This is a genomic window from Stenotrophomonas sp. SXG-1, assembly GCF_014083965.1.
GTDB classification, from domain to species: domain Bacteria; phylum Pseudomonadota; class Gammaproteobacteria; order Xanthomonadales; family Xanthomonadaceae; genus Stenotrophomonas; species Stenotrophomonas geniculata.
Map to the genome: position 1 here is coordinate 3,890,779 of NZ_CP046588.1, position 17,052 is coordinate 3,907,830.

The following is a 17,052-nucleotide window of genomic DNA, read 5'->3' on the forward strand; positions in this document are numbered from 1 at the left end:
AGCGCTCGCCGGGCATGGCCCGGCGCTACCGTAGCCGCGCGGCCATTCTGGTAGCGCCGGGCCATGCCCGGCGGACGCACCGATTACTTGCGGCTGTAATGCGCGACCAGGCGGTCGCCGAGCATCTGCAGCAGCTGCACCAGGATCAGCAGCAGGACCACGGTGACCAGGGCCACATCGGTGTGCGAGCGCTGGTAGCCGTCGCGGAAGGCCAGGTCGCCAAGGCCACCGGAGCCGATCGCACCGCCCATCGCGGTGAAACCAATCAGCGCTACCGTGGTGACCGTCGCACCGGCAATCAGGCCGGGGCGCGCTTCGGGCAGCAGCACGCGGGTGACCAGCTGCCAGGTGGTGGCACCCATCGCCTGGGTCGCCTCGATCACGCCCCGGTCGACTTCACGCAGCGCGGTCTCGACCAGGCGCGCATAGAACGGTGCAGCACCGATCACCAGCGGCACGATCGCACCGCGTACACCCAGCGACGTCCCCATCAGGAACAGCGTGACCGGAATCAGCACGATCATCAGGATGATGAAAGGCACCGAGCGCAGCAGGTTCACCACCAGCGCCAGCACGCCATAGGCGAACGGCCGGCGCTTCATCTGCGGCGCGCCGAACAGATACAGCAGCACGCCCAGGGGCAGGCCGATGGCCAAGGTCAGCGGCAGCGAACCGAGCAGCATCAGCAGGGTGTCGATGGTGGCCTGGCCGATGTCGGCCCACTTGCCCGCATCCAGGTGACGGAAGAAGCCGCCGGCAGTAGCGATGATCATCGACGCAGCTCCTCAACATGCACGCCGGCGGCCACGAACGCGGCCTGCGCGGCGGACTGGTCGCCGCCCACCAGGGCGACCACCAGCTGGCCATACGGGGTGTCCTTGATCCGGTCGATACGGCCGGACAGGATGTTGTAGTCGACCCCGGTCTGGCGCGCGACGCTGCCAAGCAGGGGTTCGTAGGTGTCGCCGCCGAGGAAGGTCAGGCGCACGATGCGGCCGCCGACCACGTCGAAATCGCGGTGCAGCGCGCCCTCGTCCACATGCTCCGATTCGCTGACGAAACGGCGCGTGGTCGGGTGCTGCGGGTGCAGGAACACGCGGGTGACCGGCCCGGTCTCGACCATCTGGCCGGCGTCGAGCACGGCCACGCGGTCGCACACACGGCGGATCACATCCATCTCGTGGGTGATCAGCACGATGGTCAGGCCCAGCTCGCGATTGATCTTCGACAGCAGCGACAGCACCGAGGCCGTGGTCTGCGGGTCGAGCGCACTGGTCGCCTCATCGCACAGCAGGATCTGCGGGCGGGTCGCCAGCGCGCGGGCGATGCCGACGCGCTGCTTCTGGCCACCGGACAGCTGCGCCGGGTACTTCTGCGCGTGCGCCTCCAGGCCCACGGTCTGCAGCAACTCGGCCACGCGCGCGTCGATCTCCGCCTTCGGTGTGCCGGCCAGCTCCAGCGGGAAGGCGACATTGCCGGCCACCGTGCGCGAGGACAGCAGGTTGAAGTGCTGGAAGATCATGCCGATGCGCCGGCGCAGTGCGCGCAGGCCGTCCGCATCCAGTGCGGTGACATCCTCGCCACCGATCAGCAGGCGACCACCGCTGGGCTCTTCCAGGCGGTTGATCATGCGGATCAGGGTCGACTTGCCGGCGCCGGAATGGCCGATGATGCCGAAGACCTCACCGGCCTCGATGGTCAGGTCCAGCGGTTGCAGCGCGCTGACTTCGCGGCCGGCAACGGCATAGGATTTGTGCAGGCGCTGGAACTCGATCACGGGCGTGGCTCACCGGCTGGGTGACGGAAGGGGGCGTGCAGCCTACCAGCGCAGGCGGTCGCGCGCCCGCGCCATGGGCCAGAATGTTATTCCTTTTGGTTCTAAGTCGCCCGTGCCGACGCATTGGCTGGGGTTAGAGCCCCTGCGGGGACCCGACCCCGGGGTCGGATCCTGGCCCAACCGGCTCAGGGGTGATCCAGCGGCTTCGGCGGCTCCTGCCGGTTCACCCGCTCGCGGTGCAGCAGGTACAGCCCCGAAGCCACGATGATCGCCGCGCCCACCCAGGTATAGCCATCAGGCAGCTGGCCCCAGAAGGCCAGGTCCCAGCCAATCACCCAGACCAGCCCGCTGTACTCCAGCGGCGCGATCATCGAGGCCTCGCCCAGCTGGAAGGCCTTGGTCAGGGCGATCTGGCCCAGTGCCCCGGCCAGTCCCATGCCGGCGATCAGCGGGGCATGTGCCAGCTGCAGCGGCACCCAACCGGGAATGGACAGCAGCCCGGCACCGATGGCCATGATCACCAGGAACCAGACCACCATCGACTGCGAGGTATCGGTGCGGGTCAGCAGGCTGACCGTGATCGCTGCCACGGCATAGGCGGTGGCCGCAGCAAGCACCATCAGCCCCGGTACCGAGATGAAGCCATCCACGCCCGGCCGCAGCACCACCAGCACGCCCACCAGGCCGATGCCGATGGCAACCCAGCGCCGCGGCCCGACCCGTTCACCGAGCAGCGGCACCGAGAGTGCAGCGATCAACAACGGGGCGACGAAATAGATGGTGTAGGCGGTGGACAGCGGCAGGTCGCGCAGGGCGAACACGAAGCAGCCGATCATCGCCATGCCCAGCCCGCCACGCAGCAGGTGCAGGCCCCAGCGGCGCGGGATCAGCGAGCGCGGGCCGGCGCTGACCAGCACCCACACCAGCACGAACGGCAACGAGGCCGCACCACGCAGGAAAGTCACTTCCAGCGTGGGATAGCTGGCCGACAGCTGCTTCATGCCAGCGTCCATCAGCGAGAAACAGGCGACCGCCGCGACCATCCAGGCCACCGCGCGCGAAGGGGAGCGTTGCACGTTCATGGCCCATTATCGCCGACCGCGCGCCCCGCCGGGCGCCGGGCATGGGCGCCGCGATAGAATGGCAGCCACTGAATTCCGCGGAGCCCGCCCATGCCTTCCTTCGACGTCGTGTCCGAAGTCGACACCCACGAGCTGACCAACGCCATCGACCAGGCCAACCGCGAACTGGCCACCCGCTTCGACTTCAAGGGCGTGGACGCCAAGTTCGAGCGCGATGGCGATGTCATCAACCAGACTGCGCCGACCGAGTTCCAGCTCAAGCAGATGAACGACATCCTGCGTGCACGCCTGGCCGCGCGCGGCATCGATGTGCTCAGCCTGGAGTTCGGCGACATCGAGACCAACCTGGCCCAGGCCCGGCAGAAGATCACCGTCAAGCAGGGCATCGAGCAGAAGATCGCCAAGAAGATCGCTGCCGCGCTGAAGGAAGCCAAGCTGAAGGTCGAAAGCCAGATCAACGGCGACAAGCTGCGCGTGCAGGGCAAGAAGCGCGACGACCTGCAGGACGCCATTGCCGTACTCAAGGCAGGCAAGTTCGAGCTGCCGCTGCAGTTCAACAATTTCCGCGATTGATCTGCCCGCCGGGCATGGCCCGGCGGACTGCAACGTCAACCGCGCAGCAGCTTGTACAGCGTAGTGCGCGAGATGCCCAGCTGGCGAGCGGCCAGGCTCAGATTGCCGTCCGCCGCCTGCGCCGCACGGCGCGCCGCTTCACGCTGCTGATCACGCAGCAGCGGTGCATTCATCGTCGCCGCTGGAGGGCTTTGTGCGCTGCGGCCAGCGACCTTGCGCGGCGCCTGCAGGTGCTGCAGGTAAACCGCACTGCCCTCGCCTACCCGCACCCGATGCGGCGCCCCGGGTTGCAGCAGGCGCCGCCGCTGCGCGGCACTGGCGCCGGCAAACACGCTTTCCAGGTTCAACAACGGCAATGGCCCCCGACGCGGCAGGCCCAGCAGGCGCCGCGCAACACGGTTGGCCGCGCGCAGCTGGCCATCCTCCTGCACCGCCAGCAGCCCCTGCAATGGCGACGCCAGCCAGCGCGGATCATGCTGCAGCGCCAGCAGGTGCACGTCGGCAAGCGCGTGGAACAACCGGTTCTCGCTGGCCAGCGCGGCCTGCCGGAAGTAGCCCTGCAGCAACGAGGGATCGCGCTCACCCAGGCCGGTGATATCGATCACCCCGCATACCTGCCCATTGAGATCGTGCAGTGGCTCGCTGAGGCAGAACACCGGGGCGAACCGCTGCAGGTAGTGTTCATTGCCCCGTACCAGCGCAGGCAGGTCGTCGGCCAGGCTGACTGCCGGTGCCGTGGTGCCGATCTCGCCCTCGCCCAGCCTCCGCCCGACCTGGATCGGGCGCAGCAGCGGTGCATCTTCCAGGCCATGGGCCTGCTGCGCGATCACCATGCCCTCACGGTTGGCACAGAACATCGTCCAGCCACGCCCGCCAAAGGCGGCCCACAGCTGTTCCAGCTCCGGCCGCACGCAGCGCGCGAGCCGACGGTCGCCGGGATCGGAAAGATGCCGGCCATCACCCAGCAGCGGACGGTAGTCCGGCTCCTGCCCGGGCAGCAGGCCCGCCGCGCGCGAACGCAGCCATGACTGCTGCAGCGGCAGCGGCAACACGCCCAATGCGCGCGCATCGCCCTCGGCGAAAGCGGCACGTGCCGCCACCAGTTGTTGCTGCCCGACTGTCGTGGCCATCATGGACGCAGCCTACACCCGTCGGCGGCAACGCCACGTTACGTTCCGACAACGGAATGTTTCCGCCAACGGTTCAAACACGGGGTCAGAGGCGTTTTCCTTTGGAAAACGGATCCGACCCCGTGCCGACCAACAGCGGCGGGAACCTGTCGAAGGCGGGGTGGGTCCGGTTGCGGGGGTGTCAGCCGCATGGATGCGGCTGCCAAGCCCCCAGGGGTGAGGGCGCTTTGCTCGCGAAGCACTGCTTCGCAAGCGCGCGAACGCACAGCCGCCAGCGGCTGGGCCGGACCGCGGAGCGGGGTTTACGGCGTCCCCCGCAACCGGGCCCACCCCGCCATCCCACGGAATGCCCGCTTTTGCCGTTGCCGTGGACGTTGCTTCGGCGGGTGCAGGGCGCAGCCCTGCAAACCCTCCCCACCCTTACGCTGCGATGCGCAGGATCGGCTTGAGCGTGATTCCCTTCGTACTGTCCTCCGCCGCCTGGTTGATCTGTTCCAGCGGGTAGAACTTCACCAGCTTGTCGAACGGGAAGCGGCCCTGCAGGAACAGCGTGACCAGCTGCGGAATGAACACCTGCGGCACGCTGTCGCCTTCCACGATGCCGCGGATGCTGCGACCACCGAGCAGCAGGTTGTTCACATCGAAACTGGCGGTGGTGCCCAGCTTCGGTGCGCCGACCACGCCCATCATGCCCAAGCCGCCCAGCGCCTCGATACCCGCCGACAGCACCTCGGGGCGACCGGTCGATTCCAGCGCGAAGTCCGCACCACCGCCGGTGATCGCGCGTACAGCCTCGATCACGTCGGTCTCGCGGCTGTTCACCACGTGGGTGGCGCCCAGTTCCAGCGCCAGCTCCAGCCGCGAGGGCACTACGTCGATGGCGATGATGGTGGTGGCACCGGCCACCTTCGCCGCCATCACCGCACTCAGGCCCACCGCGCCGGCACCGTAGCTGGCGAAACTGCTGCCCGAGCGCACCTGCAGCGAATTGAGCACCGCACCGGCACCGGTCTGGATGCCGCAGCCCAGCGGGCCCAGCAGTTCCAGCGGCGCATCGTCGGGTACCTTGATCGCGTTGATCTCGCGCGCGATGGCGAAGGTGGCAAACGAAGACTGCGCGAAGAAATGGTCGTGCAGCGGCTGACCCTGCGCATCGGTGATCGCGGTATGGCCGTGGCCATCGTCGCCACCAAAGTTCAGCGCAAAGAAGTCCTTGCAGTAGGCACCGTGGCCGCCCCGGCAGGGATTGCAGTGACCGCAGGCGCCATAGGTCAGCACCACATGGTCGCCCACCTTGAGGTCGCGCACGTTCGGGCCCACCGCCTCAACGATGCCAGCCCCCTCATGGCCGAGCACTGCCGGCAGCGGCACCGGGTAGTACTGGTCGCGCACGATCAGGTCGGTATGGCACAGGCCCGTCGCCACCACCTTCACCAATACCTCGTCGTCCTGCGGGCCACGCAGCCGGGCCTGCTCGATGACGAAGGGCTGTTCTTTGCCGCGGACCACGGCGGCGGTGATCTCGTGGGTTGTGGTCTTGTCGTTCATCGTGATGGCTCCTTCGATCAGATCGGGTAAGCGGGCGCTTCGCCCTTGACGGTCAACCACTGCCACTGGGTGAACTCTTCCCCGTTGGCGGGGCCACCGATGCTGGTGCCGTTGCCGGACGCACCGACGCCGCCGAAGGGATTGATCACCTCGTCATTCACGGTCTGGTCGTTGATGTGCAGCAGGCCGGTACGCAGGCGCTCGCCGATCTTCAGCGCGCGGCCGACGTTGCTGGACACGATCGCCATCGACAGCCCGTACTCGCTGTCGTTGGCCAGGCGCACGGCATCGTCGTCATCGTCGAACGGCACCACCACCGCCACTGGCGCGAAGATCTCTTCGTTGAAGGCTGGATTGTCGGCAGAGACGTTGCCAAGCACGGTCGGCGCGAAGAACAGATCGCGGTGCGTACCGCCTGCCTCCAGCGAAGCACCGGCCTGCAGCGCCTGCTCGACCACGCGCGCGGCGTGGTCACGCTGGCCGGCATTGATCAGCGGGCCGATGGCCACCTCTTCGCGTGCCGGATCCCCCACCTTCAGCGAATTGGCCTTGGCCACCAGCTTCTGCAGGAATGCGTCATGGATCTTCCGCTGCACCAGCACGCGGCCGGTCGCCATGCAGATCTGGCCCTGGTGCAGGTAGACGCCCCACGCGGTGTTGGCCACCGCCAGGTCGAGGTCGGCATCGTCGAGAATGATCAGCGAGTTCTTGCCGCCCAGCTCCAGCGAGACCTTCTTCAGGTGCCTGCCCGCCGCTTCGCCGACCTTGCGTCCAGCGGCGGTGGAACCGGTGAACTGGATCATCGCCACGTGCGGATCGCTGGTCAGCGCTGCACCGGCCGCGCCATCGCCGGGCAGCATGTGCAGCACGCCGGCCGGCAGACCGGCCTGTTCGAACAGGCGTGCGATCACCGCGCCGCCGCACACCGCCGTGCGCGGGTCCGGCTTGAGCACCACTGCATTGCCCAGCGCGATGGCCGGCGCCACCGCGCGCATGGCCAGGTACAGCGGGAAGTTGAAGGGCGAGATGACGCCGACCACGCCCAGCGGCCGGCGTCGCGCCAGGTTCAGCCGACCCGGCTCGGAGGGCAGGATCTCGCCGGTGCTGCGCGACGGTAGCGCCGCAGCTTCGTGCAGCGCCTTGATCGTCACCTTCGCTTCGAAGCCGGCCTTGAGCCGTGTCGAGCCGCTTTCGCGCACCAGCCACTCCACCAGGTTGTCGATGTGTTCCTCGGCCAGGCGTGCCGCGTTGCGCAGCACCTCCGCGCGCTGCTCGTAAGGCGCTGACGCCCACGCCTGTTGCGCCTGTGCAGCGGCCGCCGCCGAACGCGCTACCTGCGCCGGGTCGGCCAGGCCGATTTCGCCGAGGGTGTTGCCGGTGGCCGGCTCGATCACCGGCTGCCGTTGCTCGGCCGCCTGCCAGTGACCATCGAAGAAGGCGCCGGCCCAAAGGGCATCCGGCAGCCACGGAGAAGATGCAGTCATGGGTGTCCTCCTGTGTCGTCCATCCATTCCACGCCCGCCGTCCGCGGCAGGCAATCGGCCATCCAGCGGTCGCCCGCAAGGGCTTGAATCGGCGGGAATATCCAGCATGGCGACTGTCCAGTTCCTGCACAGTGAACAGCGCGGCAGCGGCACACTGCCTACAATGTCCGCCCCGCCAGCCGACGTGCCCGCCATGACCGACACCCACCTGCCCACCGATGACCCGATCGCCGCCACCCGCCTGTGGCTGGAGCGCATCGTCATCGGCCTGAACCTGTGCCCGTTCGCCAAGGCGGTGTACGTGAAGGACCAGGTCCGTTTCGTGCTCAGTGATGCGACCACGCCCGAAGCGCTGGTCGAACAGCTGGCCGAGGAGCTGGTGCTGCTGCGCGATACGCCGGCCGAGCAGATCGACACGACGCTGATCGTGCATCCGCAGGTGCTGACCGACTTCCTCGACTACAACGATTTCCTCGACAACGCCGACGCGGCAATCGAAGCGCTGGACCTGCTGGGCATCCTGCAGGTGGCGAGCTTCCATCCGGACTACCAGTTCGAAGGCGTGGCCGCCAACGACGCCAGCAACTACACCAACCGTGCGCCCTTCCCCACCCTGCACCTGCTGCGCGAGGACAGCGTGGCACGCGCGGTGGACGTCTATCCGGACCCGGACGTGATCGTCGAGCGCAACATCCAGACCCTGGACCGCATCGGCGTGGACGGCTGGCATCGCCGCCTGCGTGGCGACGACCTGTCATGAGCCGCGTGCCGCCGATTGCCACATGGCCGGTCGCGCCGCTGTCGGGCAAGGTGGCGCTGATCACCGGCGGCGCCAACGGCATCGGCCGCGGCATCGCCCAGGCCGTGCTCGGTGCCGGGGGCCGCGTGCTGATCGGCGACCTGGACATGGAGGCCGGCGAGGCGTGCCTGGCGGAATGGCAGCGCGGTGATGACGCCGCGTTCCAGCGCCTGGACATCACCGACGAAGCCAGCGTGCGCGACTTCATCGCCGTGGCGCTGCAGCGTTTCGGCCGCATCGACGGACTGGTCAACAACGCGGGCATCGCCGGCCCGCACGGCACGCGGCTGCAGGACATGGCGTGGGATGAGTGGCAGCGCCGGCTGTCCTCGCTGCACGGCGCGTTCCTGTGCAGCAAGCATGCATTGCCCGCGCTGACCGCCAGCGCTGCCGGTGCGATCATCAACATCGCCTCCACCCGCGCCTGGCAATCCGAAGCACATAGCGAAGCCTATGCCGCGGCCAAGGGCGGACTGGTGGCCTTTACCCATGCGCTGGCGATCAGCAGCGGCCCGGCGGTGCGGGTGAACAGCATCAGCCCTGGCTGGATCGGCACCACTGCGTGGCAGGCACCCTCACGGCGCCATGAGCCTGAGTACTCGGCCATCGACCATGCGCAGCACCCGGTCGGCCGGGTCGGCCAGCCCGAGGACATCGGCGCGCTGGCGGTGTACCTGCTGTCGTCACTGTCCGGCTTCACCACCGGCCAGGACTTCGTCGTCGACGGCGGCATGACCCGGAAGATGATCTACGCCGAATAAGCACCGCTTTCCGGTGGGTGCGGACCTTGGTCCGCACCATTGCCAGGAAGTGCCAACCAAGGTTGGCACCTACCAGAGCGGTTTACGCCATGCCCGAATGGCGCAGCAGCGCGTCGATCTGCGGTGCGCGGCCGCGGAAGGCCTTGAAGTTCTCCGCCGCCGGGCGGCTGCCACCCCGCGACAGGATCTCATCGCGGAAGCGTGCACCGGTTTCCGCGAGCGCCTGCGGCGCTTCCTCGAACGCGGCGTAGGCATCGGCGCTCAGCACCTCGGCCCACTTGTAGCTGTAGTAGCCGGCCGCATAGCCCCCCGCGAAGATGTGGCTGAACTGGTGCGGGAAGCGGTTCCAGGCCGGCGGATGGTTCACCGCTACCTCCGCGCGCACCCGATCAAGCAGCGCCAGCACGCTGTCCTGCGCCGGTTCGAACTGGCTGTGCAGCAGCATGTCGAACAGGCCGAACTCCAGCTGGCGCACGGTCGCCATGCCGCTATGGAAGTTGCGTGCAGCCAGCATGCGTTCGTACAGCGCGCGTGGCAGCGGCTCGCCACTGTCCACATGCGCGGTCATCGCCTGAAGGTGCTCCCATTCCCAGCAGAAGTTCTCCATGAACTGGCTCGGCAGCTCGACCGCGTCCCACTCCACGCCGTTGATGCCGGCCACGCCCAGCTCGCCGATGCGGGTCAGCAGCTGGTGCAGGCCATGGCCCATCTCATGGAACAGCGTGGTCACTTCGTTGTGGCTGAAGGTAGCCGGCTTGCCATTGGCACCGCGACCGAAGTTGCACACCAGGTAGACCAGCGGCGTCTGCACACTGCCGTCCGCGCGCACGCGGCGGTTGCGGCAATCATCCATCCACGCGCCACCGCGCTTGCCTTCGCGCGCGTACAGGTCCAGGTAGAACTGGCCAACCAGTGCGCCCTGCGCATCGACCAGACGGAAGAAGCGCACATCCTCGTGCCACACTGGCGCGCTGTCCTCCTGCACACGCAGGCCGTACAGCTGCTCGATCACCGAGAACAGGCCGCCCAGCACCTTCGGTTCGGCGAAATACTGCTTCACTTCCTGCTCGGAATAGCTGTAACGCGCCTGCTTCAGGCGATCGGCAGCGAACGCCAGGTCCCAGGCCTGCAGCTGCTCGATACCCAGTTGCTCGCGCGCGAACTGCTCCAACTCGGCACGGTCCTTGGCCGCGAACGGTTTGGCGCGCGAGGCCAGGTCACGCAGGAAACCGAGCACTTCGGCCGGGTCCTGCGCCATCTTGGTCGCCACCGAATAATCACCATACGAACCGAAGCCAAGCAGCGCGGCCATTTCCGCGCGCAGGGCCAGGATGCGGTCGATGTTGCCGCTGTTGTCCAGCGCGTCGTCGCCGAATTCGGACGCACGCTGCGCACTGGCGCGGTACAGGATCTCGCGCAGGTCGCGGTCCTCGCCCCAGGTCTGCACCGGCAGGTAGCACGGCATCTGCAGGGTCAGTTTCCAGCCGGCCTTGCCATCCTTCTGTGCTGCGGCATGCGCGGCCGCCTTCACATCTTCCGGCAGGCCCTTCAGTCGCGCTTCGTCCTCGATGATCAGCGACCACGCATCGGTAGCGTCCAGCACGTTCTGCGAGAACTTCGCCGACAGTGCCGACAGCTCCTCCTTGATCGCCGCGAAGCGCTGCTGCGCCTCCGGCGCCAGCTCGGCACCACCGAGGCGGAAATCACGCAGGGTGTTGTCCAGCACCTTGCGCTGGGATTCGTCAAAGCCTGCGGCTTCCGGGCTGTCGGCCAGCGTCTGGTACTGCCGGTACAACGCCAGGTTCTGGCCCAGCGCGCTGGCGAAGCGGGTCACCCGTGGCAGGTTGCTGTTGTAGGCCTCACGCAGTTCCGGGGTGTTGACCACGCCCTGCAGGTGGCCGACCAGGCCCCAGGCACGCCACAGCCGCTCGGTGGCATCGTCCAGCGGGGCAACGAAGGTCTGCCAGGTGACCGGCTGCACCTGCTCGGCCGCGCTGACGGCGGCTTCGGCCGCGGCCAGCAGCACGTCCAGCGCCGGCGCCACGTGCTCGGGGCGGATGGCCTCGAAGCGCGGCAGGCCGGAAAAATCGAGCAGGGGGTTGGCAACGGTCACGGCAGATCTCCAGGGTACGGGCCCGGCAGGCGGGCAGCCCAGTAGATATGGCGCTGGCAGGCGGGGCTGACAAGGGGGCGCGGCCCGGTATTCACGTCGGCCTTACGGTCGCGGTTTGAAGCTCTGGCTGCGGGGGAGTCCGCAGCGGTACGCACCGAACGAGGCCCTACATGGAAGGTCTGGCTGCAGTTGCATCCGCCTCACCGGCCCGGTCACTGGCATTGTCCGCCAGCCCGGCCGAACTGACCTGGATCGCCGCATTGTGCGATGCCGACGACGACGCCCCGCGTCACCTGCAGCAATTGCAGGCTGTGCTGCAGCAGGGCGGCACGTTCAGCGATGCCCAGGAGTGGTACCCGTTCGAAGTGATCGAACGCGGCGCCAGCCAGCTGCGGCTGGGCCATGAGCGCGAGTTCGTGATCTGCGTGCTGCTGTGGCTGCAGGCGCTGGCCCAAGGCCGCGCCAGCATGCTGGACCCGAGCCTGCACCTGGATGATCGCGCGATGGACATCGAGGCCTTGCCCGATGCGCTGCGTGATGCGGTGCTGGATGCGTTCACCGCGGCGGGGTATTGAGACGCCCTCGTGATCGCCGGGCGTGGCCCGGCGACAACGTCGACCGACCTACAGCGCCTCCAGGCTGCACCACGGCAGTTCCGGCAACCCCTGCCCGGCCACTGCGGCGGCCAGCTGTGCATCGGCGCCCTCAACATCAATGCCCTGCCGCGCGTACCATGCCGGGTCGTAGTAACTCTGCGCGTAACGCTCGCCGCTGTCGCACAGAATGCTGACGATGCTGCCCTGATGGCCCGCCTCGCGCATCCACTGCGCGGCCTGCAGCACACCAATGAAGTTGGTGCCGGTGGAGCCACCGACGCGGCGGCCGAGCTGGCGGCTGACATGGCGCATCGCGGCCAGGCTCAGCGCGTCGGGCACCTTCACCATCGCATCCACACTGGTCGGGATGAAGCTCGGCTCCACCCGCGGCCGGCCGATGCCTTCCACGCGCGAACCGCCGCTGCAGGTCAGGCCACGCCAGTCCTGCTCACCGGCCACGGCGGACTGGTATCCGTCGAAGAACACCGATACTTCCGGGTCTGCACAGAGGATGCGGGTGTCATGCCGGCGGTAGCTGACATAGCGGCCCAGCGTCGCTGCGGTACCGCCGGTGCCGGGGCTGCACACGATCCATTCCGGAACCGGGCTCGGCTCTTCCGCCATCTGCTTGAAGATGGACTCGGCAATGTTGTTGTTGGCCCGCCAGTCGGTCGCGCGTTCGGCGTAGGTGAACTGGTCCATGAAGTGGCCGCCGGTTTCGCGGGCCAGCTTCTCCGATTCGCCGTTGAGTTCGCAGGCACGCTCGACCAGATGGCAGCGGCCACCGTGGAACTCGATGGCGGCAATCTTCTCCGGCGAGGTCGTGGCCGGGATCACCGCAATGAACGGCACCCCCAGCAGGCGCGCGAAATAGGCCTCGGACACCGCCGTCGAACCGCTGGATGCCTCGATCACCGGCCGCCCTTCGCGCAACCAGCCATTGGTCAACGCATACAGGAACAGCGAGCGCGCCAGCCGGTGCTTGAGGCTGCCGGTGGGATGGCTCGATTCATCCTTCAGGTACAGGTCGATGCCCTCGAACCCGGGCAGCGCCAACGGGATCAGGTGGGTATCGGCGGAACGGTTGAAATCGGCTTCGATCTTGCGGATGGCAGCAGCCACCCATTCACGCTGCGACATGGCGGGCAATGCTCAGAACGGAACGGTGCGATCCGCCCATTGTACGTCGCGGTGCCGTCAGGTGACGGCCGGTAGAATGACCCCATCCGGCCTGCAACGGCCCTGTCTGAAGGACCTCCCCCATGACCATTCCCGCCCTGCGCGATGTCCCCGGCGTCGCCGCCCAGGCCCCGGCCGAAACCACCGGCTTCGTGTTCAACCACACCATGCTGCGGGTCAAGGACATCACCGCCTCGCTGGACTTCTACACCCGCGTGCTCGGCTACCAGCTGATCGACAAGCGCGACTTCCCGGACGCCCAGTTCAGCCTGTACTTCCTGGCCTACGTACCGGCCGGTACGGTGGTGCCGGAAGACGATGCCCAGCGCCGCCTGTGGATGGCCGGCCTGCCGGGCGTGCTGGAACTGACCCACAACCACGGCACCGAGACCCAGGACGGCGCGGTCTACCACGACGGCAACAGCGACCCGCGCGGCTTCGGCCACATCTGCGTGTCGGTGCCGGACATCGAGGCCGCCTGCCAGCGCTTCGAGGCCCTGGGCGTGACCTTCCAGAAGCGCCTGACCGACGGCCGCATGAAGAACCTGGCCTTCATCAAGGACCCGGACGGCTACTGGGTCGAGATCATCGCCAACGTCTGACCCGGAAAGGGGCACAATTCCGGTAGCGCCGGGCCATGCCCGGCGGCCTTGAGCAGGCCGCGCTGCGCGCTCGCCGGGCACGGCCCGGCGCTACCGACTCCGTCCCCTTTTTTACGAGGTTCGTATGGAAACGATGGAACTGCACCGTGGGCGATTGATCGACCACATCCAGCTGGTGGTGCGTGACCTGGCCGCCAGCCGCCGCTTCTATCAGGCGGTGTTCGATACGATCGGCATTCCAATCGCCGGCGAAGGCGATGATTACTTCTGGGCCGATGAGCTGTTCATTTCCAGCGCCAGCAGCGAGGCTGCCGCCGGCCAGCTGACCGGCCGCCACCACCTGGCGTTCCAAGCGCGCGACAGCGCCACCGTTGATGCCTTCCACACTGCAGCCATCGCCGCCGGCGGCACCGACAACGGTGCACCGGGCGAACGCCCCTACCATCCGGGCTACTACGGCGCGTTCGTGCTCGATCCCGATGGCAACAACATTGAAGTGGTCTACCACGGCCCAGCCAAGTACAGCGCCGACTCGGTGAAGGTCACTTTCTGATTTCACCGATGCCGTGAACGAAGAAGCCGGGCAATGCCCGGCTTCTCTGCGTCCAAGGATCCAGCCCTCAGTGCGCCGCCATGTAGATGTCCTGCAGCACGGCCCTTTCCAGTTCCAGCTCGCCCAACAGGTTCTTCACGATGTCGCCCAGGCTGAGGATGCCGACCAGTCGGGTGCCTTCAGTGACCATCAGATGACGGCGCCGCGAGTACGTCATCAACGACATGGCCTGCTTCAGGGTGGCCTCCGGCGCAATGCCTTCCAGACCGGTGGACGGCAGGCTGGAGATCACCCGGCGGCCGGCCTGCGGGCCGTCGTCGGCCAGGGTACGCACGATGTCCTTTTCGGAAATGATGCCGACCGGGGCATCGTCCTTCATCACCACCAGCGCAGCGATCCTGTTCGCGCTCATCTTGTGGGCGGCGGCACCGATGGTGTCTTCGGCGTCGATGGTGATGACAGCTTCTTTCTTGGATTGCAGGAGTTCGCGGACGTTCATTCTTGTTTCCTGGTGCAGGTCACTAAGTCAAAAAGTGTGCTCTTCCGATACGCCCCCTCCCCGGGAACAGACCTTTCAGCGCACGTCTGGCGCACCCGGCTGCCGCTTGGAATGGATCGGCAGACGACGTGCTGCAACGCGAACGAGGTGGGCTCAACGGCGCAACCCGGCCCTCGGTCAAAGTGATTCTACGACTGCGACCATCGGTCACTACCGGCATCGATGGGACAGTTCGTCGTGGGAACCAACTGACGATCCAGAGAATGGCACCGCGGCTGAAACCGCCGCTGAATACTGGCGGTGCCACGCGTTAAAGATTGAGTGCGCCCTGCCGAAGGCGGACAAAGCGCGCGGCAGCTGTCCCACTTTCCACGGCTACCGACGCAAACGAAAGGGGCCACGCAGGCCCCTTTCGCATACAGCATCCAACAGCGCCGGGAGTGCTTTACTCCACCGTCACGCTCTTGGCGAGGTTGCGCGGCTTGTCCACGTCGGTGCCACGTGCCAGCGCGGTGTGGTACGCCAGCAGCTGCACCGGAATGGTGTGCACGATCGGGCTGAGCACGCCGGCATGACGCGGCGTACGGATCACGTGCACGCCTTCGGACGCGTTGAAGTTGCTGTCCTGGTCGGCGAACACGAACAGCTCGCCGCCACGCGCACGCACCTCCTGCATGTTCGATTTCACCTTCTCCAGCAGGCTGTCGTTGGGCGCGATCACCACCACCGGCATGTCCTCGTCCACCAGCGCCAGCGGGCCATGCTTCAGTTCACCGGCCGGGTAGGCCTCGGCGTGGATATAGGAGATTTCCTTGAGCTTGAGCGCGCCTTCCAGCGCGATCGGGTAATGCAGGCCGCGGCCCAGGAACAATGCGCTGCTCTTGCGCGCGAAACGCTCGGCCCAGGCAGCGATCTGCGGCTCCATGTTCAGCGCGTGCTGCACGCTGCCCGGCAGGAAGCGCAGCTGCTCCAGGTAGTCCGCTTCCTGCGCGGCGTCGATGCGGCCATGCAGCTTGCCCAGCACCACGGTCAGCTGGAACAGCGCGGCCAGCTGGGTGGTGAAGGCCTTGGTCGAGGCCACGCCGATCTCGGCGCCGGCGCGGGTGTAGCAGACCAGTTCGCTGGCGCGCGGAATCGCACTTTCCGGCACGTTGCAGATCGACAGCGTGTGCTTATGGCCCAGCGACTTGGCGTACTTCAGCGCTTCCATCGTATCCAGCGTTTCGCCGGACTGCGAGATGGTCACGATCAGATGCTTGGGGTTCGCATAGGCCGCGCGATAGCGGTACTCGCTGGCGATTTCCACGCTGCAGGGCAGGCCGGCGATGGCCTCGATCCAGTAGCGCGCGGTCAGGCCGGAGTAATAGCTGGTACCGCAGGCGATGATCTGCACGCCTTCAATGCCCGACAGCACGGCTTCGGCGTTCTTGCCGAACAGCTCGGCCGGGAAACCACCGGCGTCGATCGCCGCTTCGATGGTGTCGCCCAGCGCGCGCGGCTGCTCGTGGATTTCCTTCTGCATGAAGTGGCGGTACGGGCCCAGCTCCAGCGAAGCCAGCGACACATCGGACAGATGCACGTCGCGCTCGATGGGCTGGTCATGCTCATCGAAGATGCGCACGCCGTCACGGCGGATTTCGGCGGTGTCGCCTTCCTCCAGGAAGATCACCTTGCGCGTGGCCGAGATCACCGCCGAGACGTCGGAGGCGACGAAGTTCTCACCCTCGCCCAGGCCGACCAGCAGCGGGCAGCCCATGCGCGCACAGACGAAGCGCTCCGGCTCGGCACGGCTGACCACGGCCAGCGCGTAGGCGCCGGTCAGTTCCTTCACCGTGTGCTGCAGCGCCACCAGCAGGTCGTCGCCGTCCTTCAGGTGGTGGTGGATCAGGTGCGCGATGACTTCGGTGTCGGTCTGCGACTCGAAGGTGTAGCCCAGCGCGCGCAGTTTCTCGCGCTGCTCTTCGTGGTTCTCGATGATGCCGTTGTGCACCAGCGCCACGCCGTGGCTGATGTGCGGATGCGCGTTGGCCTCGGTGACACCGCCATGGGTGGCCCAGCGGGTGTGGCCGATGCCCAGCACCGCGTTGAAGCCCTCGGCCTCGGCCGCAGTGGCCATTTCCGACACACGACCGGTACGACGCACACGACGCACATCGCGGCGCTCACCCTGGTCGATCACCGCGATGCCCGAGGAATCGTAGCCACGGTACTCAAGGCGCTTCAGACCCTCGATCAGCACCGGCACTACGTCACGATCAGCGATCGCACCCACGATTCCACACATGTCACGCATTTCCTTGAAGACGATCGGCGCATTCTAGCCTGCGGGCCCGCGCTCCCCCTCCTGTCCGCTTAA

Annotated in this window: 16 protein-coding genes; 6 read left to right on the plus strand and 10 right to left on the minus strand. The window is 67.1% G+C overall.

Annotated features, from left to right (window positions below; all coding sequences use genetic code 11):
- Window positions 1-83: 83 nt before the first annotated feature.
- From GOC52_RS17725 to GOC52_RS17735, 3 genes are all read right to left on the minus strand, one after another.
- The gene (locus tag GOC52_RS17725; protein ID WP_010481370.1) at window positions 84-773 is read right to left on the minus strand and encodes a methionine ABC transporter permease; all 690 of its coding nucleotides are present in this window, start codon (window positions 771-773) and stop codon (window positions 84-86) included.
- Window positions 770-1,777 (minus strand): methionine ABC transporter ATP-binding protein, encoded by a 1,008-nt coding sequence (locus tag GOC52_RS17730; RefSeq protein WP_010481369.1) that lies wholly within the window; start codon window positions 1,775-1,777, stop codon window positions 770-772. Before GOC52_RS17730 ends, GOC52_RS17725 begins: the two co-directional genes overlap by 4 nt.
- Window positions 1,778-1,962: 185 nt before the next feature.
- A complete protein-coding gene (locus tag GOC52_RS17735; protein WP_010481368.1) occupies window positions 1,963-2,859 on the minus strand; it encodes a DMT family transporter in 897 nt (298 codons plus the stop codon).
- 90 nt (window positions 2,860-2,949) lie between these two features.
- Here GOC52_RS17735 and GOC52_RS17740 point away from each other — a divergent pair, with 90 nt between their 5' ends.
- Window positions 2,950-3,432, plus strand: coding sequence for a YajQ family cyclic di-GMP-binding protein (locus GOC52_RS17740; protein WP_010481366.1), 483 nt, complete (start codon window positions 2,950-2,952; stop codon window positions 3,430-3,432).
- A gap of 35 nt (window positions 3,433-3,467) precedes the next feature.
- On the opposite strand, the gene GOC52_RS17745 is transcribed toward GOC52_RS17740, so the two are convergent.
- The 3 genes from GOC52_RS17745 to GOC52_RS17755 form a co-directional block, all read right to left on the minus strand.
- Window positions 3,468-4,565, minus strand: coding sequence for a helix-turn-helix domain-containing protein (locus tag GOC52_RS17745; RefSeq protein WP_191850038.1), 1,098 nt, complete (start codon window positions 4,563-4,565; stop codon window positions 3,468-3,470).
- Window positions 4,566-4,982: 417 nt separating this feature from the next.
- A complete protein-coding gene (locus GOC52_RS17750) occupies window positions 4,983-6,110 on the minus strand; it encodes an NAD(P)-dependent alcohol dehydrogenase (protein ID WP_043401040.1) in 1,128 nt (375 codons plus the stop codon).
- A gap of 17 nt (window positions 6,111-6,127) precedes the next feature.
- Window positions 6,128-7,594, minus strand: a complete 1,467-nt coding sequence (locus GOC52_RS17755) for a benzaldehyde dehydrogenase (RefSeq protein WP_191850040.1) — start codon at window positions 7,592-7,594, stop codon at window positions 6,128-6,130.
- A gap of 193 nt (window positions 7,595-7,787) precedes the next feature.
- On the opposite strand from GOC52_RS17755, the gene GOC52_RS17760 reads away from it, so the two are divergent.
- Together GOC52_RS17760 and GOC52_RS17765 are read left to right on the plus strand one after the other, a co-directional pair.
- A complete protein-coding gene (locus tag GOC52_RS17760; RefSeq protein ID WP_043401058.1) occupies window positions 7,788-8,354 on the plus strand; it encodes a DUF1415 domain-containing protein in 567 nt (188 codons plus the stop codon).
- A complete protein-coding gene (locus GOC52_RS17765) occupies window positions 8,351-9,154 on the plus strand; it encodes an SDR family oxidoreductase (RefSeq protein WP_191850042.1) in 804 nt (267 codons plus the stop codon). The genes GOC52_RS17760 and GOC52_RS17765 overlap by 4 nt, the downstream gene beginning before the upstream one ends.
- An 82-nt stretch (window positions 9,155-9,236) precedes the next feature.
- On the opposite strand, the gene GOC52_RS17770 is transcribed toward GOC52_RS17765, so the two are convergent.
- On the minus strand, window positions 9,237-11,267 hold the full coding sequence (locus tag GOC52_RS17770) for a M3 family metallopeptidase (protein WP_043401047.1): 2,031 nt from the start codon (window positions 11,265-11,267) through the stop codon (window positions 9,237-9,239).
- 170 nt (window positions 11,268-11,437) lie between these two features.
- Between GOC52_RS17770 and GOC52_RS17775 the strand changes: the two genes are divergently transcribed.
- On the plus strand, window positions 11,438-11,842 hold the full coding sequence (locus tag GOC52_RS17775; protein WP_010481352.1) for a hypothetical protein: 405 nt from the start codon (window positions 11,438-11,440) through the stop codon (window positions 11,840-11,842).
- Window positions 11,843-11,890: 48 nt separating this feature from the next.
- Here the strand turns inward: GOC52_RS17775 and GOC52_RS17780 are convergent, their stop codons facing one another.
- Window positions 11,891-13,003 (minus strand): PLP-dependent cysteine synthase family protein, encoded by a 1,113-nt coding sequence (locus GOC52_RS17780; RefSeq protein WP_043401049.1) that lies wholly within the window; start codon window positions 13,001-13,003, stop codon window positions 11,891-11,893.
- 122 nt (window positions 13,004-13,125) lie between these two features.
- Here GOC52_RS17780 and gloA point away from each other — a divergent pair, with 122 nt between their 5' ends.
- Window positions 13,126-13,644: a lactoylglutathione lyase gene (gene gloA, locus GOC52_RS17785; RefSeq protein WP_043401053.1), complete on the plus strand. Its 519-nt coding sequence runs from the start codon at window positions 13,126-13,128 to the stop codon at window positions 13,642-13,644.
- A gap of 124 nt (window positions 13,645-13,768) precedes the next feature.
- Window positions 13,769-14,197: a VOC family protein gene (locus tag GOC52_RS17790; RefSeq protein WP_019338853.1), complete on the plus strand. Its 429-nt coding sequence runs from the start codon at window positions 13,769-13,771 to the stop codon at window positions 14,195-14,197.
- A gap of 67 nt (window positions 14,198-14,264) precedes the next feature.
- Here GOC52_RS17790 and GOC52_RS17795 read toward each other — a convergent pair whose 3' ends face one another.
- Both GOC52_RS17795 and glmS read right to left on the minus strand, forming a co-directional pair.
- Window positions 14,265-14,696 carry a CBS domain-containing protein gene (locus GOC52_RS17795; protein ID WP_043401055.1) on the minus strand — a complete coding sequence of 144 codons (432 nt, stop codon included), beginning with the start codon at window positions 14,694-14,696 and terminating at the stop codon, window positions 14,265-14,267.
- Window positions 14,697-15,141: 445 nt separating this feature from the next.
- Window positions 15,142-16,980: a glutamine--fructose-6-phosphate transaminase (isomerizing) gene (gene glmS, locus GOC52_RS17800; protein WP_010481343.1), complete on the minus strand. Its 1,839-nt coding sequence runs from the start codon at window positions 16,978-16,980 to the stop codon at window positions 15,142-15,144.
- Window positions 16,981-17,052: the final 72 nt, after the last annotated feature.